This window comes from Lignipirellula cremea, assembly GCF_056501455.1.
Genome location: NZ_CM151415.1, coordinates 4,628,101 through 4,639,738 on the forward strand (window position 1 = coordinate 4,628,101; position 11,638 = coordinate 4,639,738).

Below are 11,638 nucleotides of genomic sequence, written 5' to 3' on the forward strand. Positions count from 1 at the left end.
CGTGCAGCGGACGAAGGCTCATCATCGGTCGACAGAAGAGGAACGATCCATGCTCGAAGGCGAACTGAAGGAGTTCGGCGGCCTGCCGGTTCTCGACTTCGATACGAACTTCGATACGCTCGAAGCGTCGAAGATCGCGTACCGCATCCGAATCGAGTCGTGGGACTCGAGCGCGGAGGACTTCGCGGCGCTGCTCGGCAACTTCGTCGAACGGCCCGACGTTTCCGAAGTCACGGCGCTCATCATCGGCCCCTGGGGAGAGCTGTCGTCCGACGATTCTTCAGAAGTCGTCTCCGCGCTGGCGAGCGTGGCGGAGCGCCTGCCGAACCTGGGGGCGTTGTTCCTGGGCGAGATCGATCAGGAAGAGTCGGAGATCTCCTGGATCCAGCAGAGCGACGTCTCGCCTCTCTTCGAGGCGTTCCCCGCGCTGGAAGAACTGCGCATCCGCGGCGGGAACGGACTCGTTCTGGGTCGCCCTGCGCACGAACGTCTTCGCGTCCTGAAGATCGAATCGGGCGGTCTGGACGGCGACGTGCTGAGGTCGCTCGCCGCCGCGAATCTGCCGGCGCTCGAACATCTGGAACTTTGGCTCGGCGACGAAGGCTACGGCAACTCCTGCACGCAGGCGGACGTGGAGAGTCTTCTCGCAGGCGAGAAGTTCCCCCGGCTGCGTTACCTGGGTCTGCGTGACGACTGCCGCGCCGATTCGACGGCGCAGGTCGTCGCCGCCAGCGCGGCGCTTTCCAGGATCGAGACGCTCGATCTTTCGCTGGGGACGCTCGGCGACGAGGGCGCCGAGGCGCTGCTCGCCAGCGGCAAGCTGGGATCGCTCAAGAAGCTCGATATTCATCACCACTACGTCACCGACCCGGTCATCGCGAAATTGCAGGCCGCCTGTGCCGAGGTCGACGCCAGCGAAGGCCAGAAGGCCGATCGCTGGGACGGTCGCGAAGTTCGCTACGTCGCCGTCGGCGAATGAAGCCGACGCTCGTAGTGATCGGCAACCCGGAGAATCGTCGCGTCGCGTTCTTCCGCGACGCGGCCCAGAAGCTCGAGTGGTCGCCCCCGCGCGAGATCGCCTGGCTCGACGTCCTTCGCGATCTTTCGTGGCTCGACGATCTTCCTCCGGGGACGCTCGTCCGCCTGGACTCTCCCGGGGAGAACGCCCTCGTCGAGAAGGCGCTGATCGACCTGGGCGCCGAGCAGGCGACGGAGGAGGGCGCGCTGGCTCCGACGCCGGAGGAGCTGAAGAACCTCGCGCCGGATCATGGGCGGATTCGCTACTTGAGGGCGTGGTATCTCGGCTTTCGGACGATCCTCCGGCGGATCGAGCAGCGCCTGCGCGCGAACGATGTCGCGTCGCCGACCCCGCACCCCGACGACGTCGAGATCCTGTTCGACAAGCGGCTCTGTCACGCGGCATGCGTTCGCGGCGAGGTTCCGGTCCCTGACACGCTCGGCCCGATCGACGGCTTCGACGCTCTCGTCGAACGGATGCGCGAGTCGGGCTGGACGCGCGCGTTCGTCAAACCGGCGCACGGATCGTCGGCCTCCGGCGTCATCGCCTTCGAGAGCAGGCGGGGAATCATCGCGGCGACGACGACCGTGGAGGTCGTCGAGACGGAAGGGGAGATTCGGCTCTACAACTCGCTGAAGGTTCGCCGCTATACCGATCGAGAGGTTCTGCGAACTCTCGTCGATTGCGTAGCGCGCGAGCGCGTCCACGTCGAGGAATGGCTTCCCAAGGCTTCCCTGAAGGGACGCGTCTTCGACGTGCGGGCGCTGACGGTCGCCGGCGAAGCGCGGCAGGTCGTCGTCCGGCAGAGTCGGGGGCCGCTTACGAACCTCCATCTGGGCAACCAGCGCGGCGACGTGCAGAGTCTCTTCGAGGCGCTGGGCGACGAAGGGGTCGAACGCCTGCACTCCGTCGCGGCAGGCGTCGCGAAGGTCTTCCCAAGGACGCTGGCGATCGGCGTCGATCTGATGCTCACGCCCGGCTTTCGCCGGACGGTCGTCCTCGAAGCCAACGCGTTCGGCGATCTGCTCCCGGGCGTCCTGCACCGGGGCGAGAACTCGTACGAAGCGCAGCTCGCCGCGATGGCTCGACAGGCGAGAGCGAACGGCGATTCGGCTTAGGCCTGCCGAAATCGAAACAAGCCGCCAGCGATTCGCGGGCGGCCTGAGTCAGTTCGATTCGTCGAACGTCGTTCGATGCTACGCCTCGATCTCGTAGCCCTTGCGATACTCCCGGGCGAGGAAGGCGTTCGCCTGCTCGTCGCCGACGATCTCTCGCTTGGCGGGATCCCAGTTCAGTTCGCGACCCAGCCGCATGGCGATGTTCGAGAGGTGACAGATCTCGAGCATGCGGTTGTGCGTCCAGACGTCGGAGATCGGCTGCTTCCGCGACTGCATCGACTCGATGAAGTTGACGCTGTGGTTGGACGGAACGGGTCCGCCGTAAACCTTCTCGATCGCGTCTTCGGGAAGCGGCTTGTCCTTGAGGGCCTCGACCGGCGCTCCGACGATCTTGCCGCGGTTGACGAAGAACCGTCCCTCGGTCCCTTCGAAGAGAATGCCGTTGTCGCCGTCGCTGGCGATGATCATCTCCACGCCGTTCGGCATGGGGACCTGCACGCGGAACTTGTTGGCGACGTTGTAGCGGTCGTTCACGACCGGATAGCCGTCCTTGTACTCGCAGCCCAGGGTGTAGTCGATCGGGATCACCTTGCTGGGACCAGTATCGCCGGCGCCGAGCGCCCAGCAGGCGATGTCGACGTGGTGAGCGCCCCAGTCGGTGAGCTGGCCGCCCGCGTACTCATGCCAGTCGCGGAACGCATAGTGGCAATTGCTGTAGAGCGGCACGCCGCCGCCGTAACCTTCCCGCATCTGCGGGAGCGCCCGGTAGTCGACCTTCGGAGCCGGTCCGAGCCAGAAGTCCCAGTCAAGTCCTTCGGGAACCTGCGCCACAGGGATCTCAGGCGAAGGCGTCGAGCCGCCGATGCCGCAGGTGATCTTCTTCACCGTGCCGATGCGTCCGTCACGGATCAGCGCGATCGCCTGCAGAAAGCGCTGGTCGCTCTCGGTCCGCTGCATCGTGCCGACCTGAAAGACGCGGCCGGTTTCCTTAACGACCTTCTCGATCAGCTTCCCTTCGTCGATGGTCAGCGTCAGCGGCTTTTCGCAGTAGACGTCCTTGCCGGCGCGCATCGCCTCGACGGAGATCTTCGTATGCCAGTGATCGGGCGTCGCGATCATGACCGCGTCGATGTCGTCGCGTTCGAGGATCTTGCGATAGTCCTTGTAGGCTTCCGGCTTCTTGCCCTGCTTCTTTTCGGTCCGGGCGACGTTTTCGGCGAGAACCTTCTCGTCGACGTCGGCGAGAGCCGCGAAATCGGCGTGGCCGATCGTCTTGTCCGTGATCGCCCAACCCTGATTGCGCAGACCGATCGTCGCGAAGACCGGGCGGGAGTTCGCGGACTGGAAGCCGAACGCGCGGTTGGCGGCAGGAAGCGCGATGCTCGCGGCGCCGACGGCGGCGACGCCTTGCAGGAACGTACGACGATTCGTCGAGAACGACTTGGGCATGGAGGAATCTCTGAGGGGGAGGAAGGAGCGGCGCCGAACCAGCGGCGGGACCCGGACGCAAGGCGTCGCGAATCGACCCCACTATTCTACTCTGGCGAGGCCGAAAGTCGCGCGGCGACGGCGACCGGACGGCGGCACGAAAAAACCAGCCGCCGAACCGATGGACGGACGAGACGCTAAAGACCGGCCGGCAGATGCCGCGTGGTAATCTCCAGCGCCGGGACGTGCAGAGGGCCGTTGCTGGCCAGGATAGTCGAACGTGTCAGCGGCAGCGGTTCGCCGGTCGCGGTCGTCACGCGTCCTCCCGCTTCGGTCACGATCAGTTGACCGGCGGCGAAGTCCCACGGGGAAAGTCGGTATTCGAAGAAAAGTCCGTAGCGTCCGCTGGCGACGTAGCAGAGATCGAGCGCCGCGGCGCCGAAGCGTCGGACGCCCTGCACCTGCTCCCGGAAGAAATCGGCCACCGCGGCCAGCGTCGCCTCCATCATCGCGCCGCGATCGTAGTAGAACCCTACGCCGATCATCGTCTGGTCGAGCGTCGCGGCGTCGGAGACGCGAATCGCCCTGCCGTTCTCCGTCGCTCCGCGACCGGCGACGGCGACCCAGCGATGGCCTTGAATCGGATTCTCGACGACTCCGACGACCGCCCGACCCCGATAGCAGTAGGCGATGCTGACGGCGACGTGATCGATGCCGTGGACGAAGTTGTTGGTTCCGTCGAGCGGATCGACGATCCACAGATGCTCCGGGACGTCGCCTGTCGCAGGTCCGTTCGCGCCGGAAGAACCTTCTTCGCCGAGCAGATCGTGGTCGGAAAAGCGATCGAGGATCGTCTGCTGAATGACACGTTCGCTCTCGACGTCGGCGTCGCTGACGAGTTCCACGCGATCCTTGACGCGCAGACCCGCCTTCGAGCCGAAGTGACGTCGCAGGACTTCTCCTCCCGCCGACGCCGCAGCTAGGGCGGTTTCCAGCAGAAGATCGAGCTGTGCGTCGTCCGGAGCCGTTTCCATTCCGCTTCTCCCGTGAAGGTCCGCGCAGTCTAGCGGACCCGCGCGGCGACGATGCTTAGGCGATGCGAATCTCGCTTCGACCGATCGTCACGCGGAGGGCTTCACCACGATCGTGCCGCGGACCATGTTCATCCCGCAATGGAAAACGAACTCGCCCGGCTGCTCCGGAGTGAACTCGACCGGCACGGTTCGATCCTGCGGCAGTTCCTTCGCGATGCGGAAGTCTCCGAGGATCACCTGCTCCGTGCAGGACGTCGACTCTTTCCGCAGAAAGTTCAGCCGGACCGGGCGCCCCTGCACGACCTCGATGCGATCGGGCGAGTAGCCTCCCTGCACGACGACGTCGATTTCCTGCACGCCGGTCGCCCCCACGTTGGCGGCAGCAGCCGTCCGAGGTCCGAAGAAGAACCACAGGATAAACGCGATCAGCGCAGCGGCGCCGACGACGACGATGATTTCCGCCGTGTCCATGGTCAGCTCCCTTCGACCTTGAAGCCGCGGAGGCGCAGCGCGTTCGTCAAGACGCTGACCGAGGAGAGCGCCATCGCCGCCGACGCGATCACGGGACTGAGCAGCCAGCCGGTCGCGGGATAGAGCACGCCCGCGGCCAGCGGGATGCCGACGACGTTGTAGACGAAGGCGAAGAACAGGTTCTGCTGAATGTTCCGGACCGTCGCACGCGACAGGCCGATGCTGGCCGCGACGCCGCGAAGATCGCCGCGAACGAGCGTGATGTCCGCCGCCTCCATGGCGACGTCCGTTCCGCTGCCCATCGCGATGCCGACGTCCGCCTTGGCGAGGGCTGGAGCGTCGTTGATGCCGTCGCCGACCATGGCTACGACCTCGCCGTTCGCCTGGAGCTTCGCGATCTCGTCGCTCTTTCCTTCAGGCAACACTTCCGCGAGAACCAGATCGATCCCGACCTGACGGGCGATGGCCTCTGCCGTATGGCGGTTGTCGCCCGTCAGCATCGCGACCTTCAGACCGAGCCGATGAAGGCGCTCGATCGCCGTCTTCGACGTCCCCTTCACCGGATCGGAGACCGCGACGATGCCCGCGTGGCGACCGTCGACGGCGACGAAGACCGGCGTCTTTCCGTCGGCTGCCAGCCGGTCGGCCCGTTCCTCGTCGGGAGCGAGTCCCAGTTCGCGCATCAGCCCGGCGTTGCCGATCGTCACGCGGCGACCGTCGACGGTCGCCTCCATGCCGCGACCGGAGCGGTTCTGAAAATCCTGCGGCTCTGACAGCGCCAGTCCCTTCTCCTGGGCAGAGCGAACGATGGCTTCGCCGATGGGATGTTCGGACCCGCGCTCGGCAGACGCGACGATTCGCAGCAGTTCGTCGGCTTCCATGCCCTCGGGCAGCACATCCGTCGCGGTCGGCTTGCCCTGCGTAATGGTTCCCGTCTTGTCCAGCACGATCGTCGTCAGGCGATGGGCCTTTTCGAGAGCGGCGCCTCCCTTGATCAGGATGCCGCTCTGCGCGCCGCGACCCGTTCCCACCATGATCGCCGTGGGCGTGGCGAGCCCGAGCGCGCACGGGCAGGCGATGATCAGCACCGACACGAACGTCAGCAGGGCCATCGTCAGACGCTGGTCGACCGGCGCGACGACGAACCAGACGGCGAACGTCGCGACCGCGATGCAGAGTACGATCGGCACGAAGTATCCGGAAACGACGTCGGCCAGACGTTGCAGCGGGGCCTTGGAACCTTGCGCCTCCTGAACCAGTCGCACGATCCGTTGCAGCGCCGTGTCGCGTCCCACGCGGGTCGCGCGAACGCGAAGCGAGCCGGAGCCGTTCATCGTGGCGCCGATGACGCCGTCGCCGGCAGCCTTCTGCACCGGAAGCGGCTCGCCGGTCAGCATACTCTCGTCGACCGACGAGCTGCCGTCGATCACTTCGCCGTCGACCGGCACCTTCTCGCCCGGTCGGACGCGAACGACGTCGCCGACGATCACCCGTTCGATCGGCAGATCGCGTTCGACGCCGTCCCGCTCGACGCGCGCCGTCTTCGGCTGCAGTCCGATCAAGGCTCGAATCGCGCCGCTCGTCTTCGCGCGAGCGCGGGCTTCGAGCAGCCTCCCCAGCAGGATCAGCGTGACGATCAGCGCCGCGACTTCGTAGTAAACGCCGGGCGCGGCGGCGCCCGCATGGGCATGCTGGCCTCCGCCTGGAGCCGCCGTCGCGACGAGGCCGGGAGCGATCGTGACGACGACGCTGTAGACGAACGCGGAGAGCGTGCCGAGCGCGACGAGCGTGTTCATGTCCGCCGCGCGATGCTTCGCCGCGTTCCAGGCGCCGAGGAAGAACTCCCGCCCCGCCCAGAAGAGTACGGGCGTCGTCAGCGCCAACTCGATCCAGGGTCGCGCCGCGAAATGGAGCAACGGACCGAGCGCCGGGATGACATGCCCGCCCATCGCCAGAACGGCGACCGGCAGGGTCAGCGCCGCCGCGATCACGAACCGGCGGCGCTGCTCGGCGTACTCCGTTTCGCGAGCCTCGTCTTCCGCCTGGCTCATCGCAGACGGCGAGGCGTCGCCGTCGTCGTCCTCCGCGGGCTTGAGAGCGTCGTAGCCCGCCTCCTGCACGGCAGCCCTCAACGCCGCGGGGTTCGTCAGCGAACGATCGAACCGCACGCTCGCCCGGGCGGTGGCGAAGTTGACGTTCGCCTCTGCGACGCCAGGCGTCTGCGCGAGCGCCTTCTCAATACGGTTCGCACAGGCGGCGCAGTGCATCCCCACGAGGGAGAGTTCGGTCCGGTCGCCTCGCTTCGTATCGGAGGCGTCGGCGCCGAGCCCCGCGCTTCGATCAAGTTCGCGTCCGCCTGCCATGATCGCCTTTCAGAGCGCCTGCGCTCCGTAACCGGACTTCTCCAGCGCGGACGTCATCGACTGAACGTCGACGCCCTGATGCTGGACCTCGGCCTGGCCTTCGTGAAGCGCCACCGTCGCCGAGACGACGCCCGGCACCTTGAGCAGCGCCTTTTCGACGCTCGCGGCACATCCGCCGCACGACATGCCGGTCACTTTCAACTTCGTCGTTTCCATCGCTCTTCTCCTTACGCTACGAAACTCCTCGAAGGGGATCGGCCGACTGCTGCGCCGGTCTACGACAGGAACCGCTTCAGCGAAACGCGAACCTCTTCGATCAGTTGTTGTTGCGTCATCGTCTTGGCGCATTCGTGCTCGGATCCCGTGCCGTGTCCGACGACGCAGCCTTCGATGTGGTCGGTCAGCAGCGCCGTTCCGACGGCGTCGAGCGCCGAGCGCACAGCCGCGACTTGCGTGAGCACGTCGACGCAGTAGCGGTCCTCCTCGACCATCTTCTGAATGCCCGCGACCTGACCCGCGATGCGGTTCAGACGCTTCTGAATCTGCTTTTTCGTGTCAGGTTGCATGGCAAGGCATTTTACCCCCATGGGGTATTCGGACAAGTGAAGGATTTTCGCGGACGCGTGTCGCGACGTCCCGATTCGCACCTGAGTGTGCGTTCCCGGTACGGCGCTGTGCGGTATCGCGCGCTTCGCGGAGGGTCGCTCATTCCCACGAGCCTCGATCAAGAGGCGAAAGCCGTGGGCTGTGCCTGGATGCGGCGGGTCGCCGCAGGCGCTGACGCCTTGGGCACGAGCCGTGCATCCAAGTCGCGTCGGAGGGAACGAACGACCTTCCTGAGAGCATACAAGAAAGCCGAACGATGAAGCTGAAACAGTATTACCTCGGGTGTCTCGCCCATGCGTCGTACCTGATCGCGGACGAACGGACGAAGGTCGCCGCCGTCGTCGATCCGCAACGGGATATCGAACAGTATCTCCAGGACGCGACAGCGAACGGCTGGAAGATCGAGCACGTCTTCCTGACCCACTTCCACGCAGACTTCCTCGCCGGGCACATCGAGCTTCGGAATCGCGTCGGAGCGAAGATCTACCTCGGCGCCCGCGCAGAAGCGGAATACGAATTCACGCCGCTCCGTGACGGAGACGCGATCGAGTTCGGAGACGTCCGGATCGCGGCGCTCGAAACGCCGGGGCACACGCCGGAAAGCGTTTCGCTTCTGGTCTACGACCTCGCGACTTCCGCGACCGAACCGCATGCGGTCCTGACCGGAGACGCGTTGTTCATCGGCGACGTCGGGCGACCCGACCTGCTGGCTTCGATCGGCGTGACCGCCGACGAGTTGGCGAATCTGCTCTACGACTCGGTCGGAAAGCTCAAGGCGTTGCCCGACGCGACGCTGGTCTATCCGGCTCACGGAGCGGGCTCGCTCTGCGGCAAGAATCTCAGCGATCAGACCGTTTCGACGATCGGCGAGCAGAAGGAATTCAACTACGCCTTGCAGCCGATGAGCCGGGAAGAGTTCGTCCGGATGGTCGAGGTCGATCAGCCGGACGCGCCCGATTACTTCGTCTTCGACGCCATCCGAAATCGTCAGGAGCGTCAGGATCTGGACGCGGCGATGCGGGAAAGCGTCCATCCGCTGCCGCTGGAGGAAGTTCTCCGTCTACGCGATTCCGGCGCGCAGGTGATCGACGTCCGGGACGCGATCGACTTCGAAGGCGCGCACCTGCGAGGCTCGGTTCAGATCGCTCTGCGAGGAAAGTACGCGACCTGGGCCGGCTCGCTGCTCAGTCACGAGAGTCCGATCGTCGTCATCGCCGATCCCGGCGACGAGGAAGAGGCGATCATGCGGCTGGGGCGCATCGGCTTCGATAACGTCGCCGGCTATCTCGACGGCGGCATGTCGTCGCTGGAATCCGTGCCGCATCTGGTCGGCAGGACCGAACGCATCACCTCGCCAGCGCTGAAGCGAATGCTCGATGAGGACGGCGAAATCGTCGTGCTCGACGTACGAACCGAGAAGGAACGCGAAGCGGGCCAGATCGAGGGCTCGATCGCGATCCCGCTTCAACGTCTGGAAGAGCGGATCCGCGAACTGCCGATCGAACGGCCGCTCGTGGTTCACTGCGAAGGGGGTTATCGATCGGCCATCGCGTGCAGCCTGCTGAAACTGCACGGGTACCAGCCGACCGATCTCGTCGGCGGATTCAAAGCGTGGGAAGCCTCCCGCCTGCCCGTCGTCCGCCCCTCGGCCGTCTAATCAGGGAGAGTTCGCCATGGCAGTCGTGGAATCAGGGGTTCGCCTCGAACAATCGCCGACTATCGCGCTCGCGGCTCCGCCGGTCGACGAATCGCATGACGTCCTGGTCATCGGGGGCGGGACAGGCGGAATCACCGTCGCCGCGAGACTGAGAAAGGCACGACCTGCGCTGGACGTCGCGGTGGTCGAGCCTTCCGACAAGCACTATTACCAGCCGGCGTGGACGCTCGTCGGCGCGGGGACTTTTCGCAAGGCCGATACGGTTCGCGAGGAGAAGGACGTCATTCCCAAGGGAGCGACCTGGCTGCGCGACGGAGCGGCGACCTTCGAGCCGGAACGAAACGTCGTCGTGCTGCGCAGCGGTCGCCGCATCGGCTATCGCTACCTCGTCGTCGCGGCCGGACTGCAACTCGACTGGGGCGCCGTTCCGGGACTGAGAGAGTCCGTCGGCAAAGGCGGCGTCTGCAGCAACTACTCCTTCGAGACGGTCGACAGCACCTGGGAAGCGATCCGGAACTTCCGCGGCGGAACGGCCATCTTCACCCAGCCGGTCGGGGCGGTGAAATGCGGCGGCGCTCCGCAGAAGATCATGTACCTCGCCGACGACGCCTTTCGACGGGCCGGCGTTCGCGACGGGAGTCGCGTGATCTTCTCGGCGCCGAGCGCCGCGATCTTCGCCGTTCCCAAGTACCGCGAAGCGCTCGAAAAGGTCGTCCGGCGCAAGGGAATCGAGACGATGTTCAAGACGAATCTCGTCGAGATTCGACCTGAGTCGAACGAAGCCGTGTTCGAACACGTGGAGACGCACGCACGCGAAGTCCTGAAGTACGACCTGCTGCACGTCACGCCGCCGATGTCCGCGCCTGACTTCCTGAAGCGGAGCCCGCTGGCGGATGCGGACGGCTGGGTCGACGTCGAGAAGCATTCGCTTCGTCACCGCCGGTTTCCGAACGTCTTCGCCCTCGGCGACTGCTCCAGTCTGCCGACGTCGAAGACCGGCGCCGCCATTCGCAAGCAGGCTCCGGCGCTCGTCGCGAATCTGCTCGCGGCGATCGACGGACGCGAACTGACGGCGTCGTACGACGGTTACACGTCATGCCCGGTGGTGACGGGATACGGAAAGATGGTTCTGGCGGAGTTCGACTACGACAAGAACCCGAAGGAGACCTTCCCGTTCGACCAGGCCAAGGAGCGGCGGTCGATGTGGGTCCTCAAGAAGTACGTCCTGCCGCTTCTCTACTGGTACGGAATGCTTAAGGGTCGGGCGTAGCGTGCGAAGCGAAAGCTCGCCGAGAGAAACGACGTTCGATATCACGCAAGGCTGGGAGGAGCTTGCGGCTCGTCCCGAATCAGAAAGGCATCACATGTCACGGAACCCCATGAGGATCGGCTATCTATTCATGGCCATCTCGATCTCGCTGGCAGCGGCTCCGCTGCTTGCACAACCTGGACCGCCAGGGCGCGGCGGACGCGGTCCCGACAGGGCAGCCCAAAGCGCAGACATGGAACTCTTTCATTACCTGCTTGACCATCGAAAGAGCGTCGACCGGTCGGTGAAAGCGCTTGCAGACGGCGTCGAAACAGAGACCACGTCCCAGGACGCCGACGTCGCAGAAAAGATTCGCGAGCACGCCGAATCGATGCACGAACGCCTGAACGAGAAGCGTCCGATCCATGCTCGCGATCCGCTCTTCGCGGAGATCTTTCGCCATGCCGACAAGATCCGCATGGAGATCGAACCGATCGACGGCGGCGTTCGCGTGAAAGAAACGTCGACCGATCCGTACGTCGCGAAGCTCCTGCAGGCCCACGCCGAGGTCGTGACCCTGTTTCTGAAGAACGGGCACGAGGAGGTTCGAAAGAATCACGCCGTGCCGAGTCGCGACTGAGCGATCCGCGAATCCGCCGCCTGGCATACTGCGATCGGTTGACGCACGCGGACC

The 11,638-nt window shown here is 65.3% G+C and carries 11 protein-coding genes; 5 read left to right on the plus strand and 6 right to left on the minus strand.

Translation table 11 applies throughout. The annotated features are described in order from the left end of the window. Positions 1-49 precede the first annotated feature (49 nt). Together SH602x_RS17965 and SH602x_RS17970 are read left to right on the plus strand one after the other, a co-directional pair. Entirely contained in the window at positions 50-979 is a 930-nt protein-coding gene (locus SH602x_RS17965) for an STM4015 family protein (protein WP_479473626.1), read from the plus strand. Further along, on the plus strand, positions 976-2,136 hold the full coding sequence (locus tag SH602x_RS17970) for an STM4014 family protein (protein WP_479473627.1): 1,161 nt from the start codon (positions 976-978) through the stop codon (positions 2,134-2,136). Before SH602x_RS17965 ends, SH602x_RS17970 begins: the two co-directional genes overlap by 4 nt. Before the next feature lie 78 nt (positions 2,137-2,214). Here SH602x_RS17970 and SH602x_RS17975 read toward each other — a convergent pair whose 3' ends face one another. From SH602x_RS17975 to SH602x_RS18000, 6 genes are all read right to left on the minus strand, one after another. Further along, complete coding sequence (locus SH602x_RS17975) at positions 2,215-3,585, minus strand: Gfo/Idh/MocA family protein (protein WP_479473628.1); 1,371 nt, start codon at positions 3,583-3,585, stop codon at positions 2,215-2,217. Positions 3,586-3,761: 176 nt separating this feature from the next. Next, positions 3,762-4,598, minus strand: a complete 837-nt coding sequence (locus tag SH602x_RS17980; RefSeq protein ID WP_479473629.1) for an inositol monophosphatase family protein — start codon at positions 4,596-4,598, stop codon at positions 3,762-3,764. 87 nt (positions 4,599-4,685) lie between these two features. Next, the gene (locus SH602x_RS17985; protein WP_479473630.1) at positions 4,686-5,069 is read right to left on the minus strand and encodes a cupredoxin domain-containing protein; all 384 of its coding nucleotides are present in this window, start codon (positions 5,067-5,069) and stop codon (positions 4,686-4,688) included. A gap of 2 nt (positions 5,070-5,071) precedes the next feature. Further along, positions 5,072-7,432, minus strand: a complete 2,361-nt coding sequence (locus tag SH602x_RS17990; protein WP_479473631.1) for a heavy metal translocating P-type ATPase — start codon at positions 7,430-7,432, stop codon at positions 5,072-5,074. 9 nt (positions 7,433-7,441) lie between these two features. Continuing rightward, complete coding sequence (locus tag SH602x_RS17995; RefSeq protein ID WP_479473632.1) at positions 7,442-7,648, minus strand: heavy-metal-associated domain-containing protein; 207 nt, start codon at positions 7,646-7,648, stop codon at positions 7,442-7,444. Between the two features lie 59 nt (positions 7,649-7,707). Beyond that, positions 7,708-7,998 (minus strand): metal-sensitive transcriptional regulator, encoded by a 291-nt coding sequence (locus SH602x_RS18000; RefSeq protein WP_479473633.1) that lies wholly within the window; start codon positions 7,996-7,998, stop codon positions 7,708-7,710. A 296-nt stretch (positions 7,999-8,294) separates the two neighbouring features. Here SH602x_RS18000 and SH602x_RS18005 point away from each other — a divergent pair, with 296 nt between their 5' ends. The 3 genes from SH602x_RS18005 (at position 8,295) to SH602x_RS18015 (ending at position 11,584) form a co-directional block, all read left to right on the plus strand. Further along, on the plus strand, positions 8,295-9,695 hold the full coding sequence (locus SH602x_RS18005; protein ID WP_479473634.1) for an MBL fold metallo-hydrolase: 1,401 nt from the start codon (positions 8,295-8,297) through the stop codon (positions 9,693-9,695). Between the two features lie 16 nt (positions 9,696-9,711). Then, a complete protein-coding gene (locus SH602x_RS18010; RefSeq protein WP_479473635.1) occupies positions 9,712-10,965 on the plus strand; it encodes an NAD(P)/FAD-dependent oxidoreductase in 1,254 nt (417 codons plus the stop codon). 232 nt (positions 10,966-11,197) lie between these two features. After that, complete coding sequence (locus tag SH602x_RS18015; protein ID WP_479473636.1) at positions 11,198-11,584, plus strand: hypothetical protein; 387 nt, start codon at positions 11,198-11,200, stop codon at positions 11,582-11,584. The last annotated feature ends 54 nt before the right edge of the window (positions 11,585-11,638 follow it).

Excerpts from the sequence above, each read along its gene's own strand:
- SH602x_RS17965 (WP_479473626.1), top strand. The coding sequence starts at position 50 with ATGCTCGAAGGCGAACTGAAGGAGTTCGGCGGCCTGCCGGTTCTCGAC.
- SH602x_RS17970 (WP_479473627.1), top strand. The coding sequence starts at position 976 with ATGAAGCCGACGCTCGTAGTGATCGGCAACCCGGAGAATCGTCGCGTC.
- SH602x_RS17975 (WP_479473628.1), bottom strand. The coding sequence starts at position 3,585 with ATGCCCAAGTCGTTCTCGACGAATCGTCGTACGTTCCTGCAAGGCGTC.
- SH602x_RS17980 (WP_479473629.1), bottom strand. The coding sequence starts at position 4,598 with ATGGAAACGGCTCCGGACGACGCACAGCTCGATCTTCTGCTGGAAACC.
- SH602x_RS17985 (WP_479473630.1), bottom strand. The coding sequence starts at position 5,069 with ATGGACACGGCGGAAATCATCGTCGTCGTCGGCGCCGCTGCGCTGATC.
- SH602x_RS17990 (WP_479473631.1), bottom strand. The coding sequence starts at position 7,432 with ATGGCAGGCGGACGCGAACTTGATCGAAGCGCGGGGCTCGGCGCCGAC.
- SH602x_RS17995 (WP_479473632.1), bottom strand. The coding sequence starts at position 7,648 with ATGGAAACGACGAAGTTGAAAGTGACCGGCATGTCGTGCGGCGGATGT.
- SH602x_RS18000 (WP_479473633.1), bottom strand. The coding sequence starts at position 7,998 with ATGCAACCTGACACGAAAAAGCAGATTCAGAAGCGTCTGAACCGCATC.
- SH602x_RS18005 (WP_479473634.1), top strand. The coding sequence starts at position 8,295 with ATGAAGCTGAAACAGTATTACCTCGGGTGTCTCGCCCATGCGTCGTAC.
- SH602x_RS18010 (WP_479473635.1), top strand. The coding sequence starts at position 9,712 with ATGGCAGTCGTGGAATCAGGGGTTCGCCTCGAACAATCGCCGACTATC.
- SH602x_RS18015 (WP_479473636.1), top strand. The coding sequence starts at position 11,198 with ATGGAACTCTTTCATTACCTGCTTGACCATCGAAAGAGCGTCGACCGG.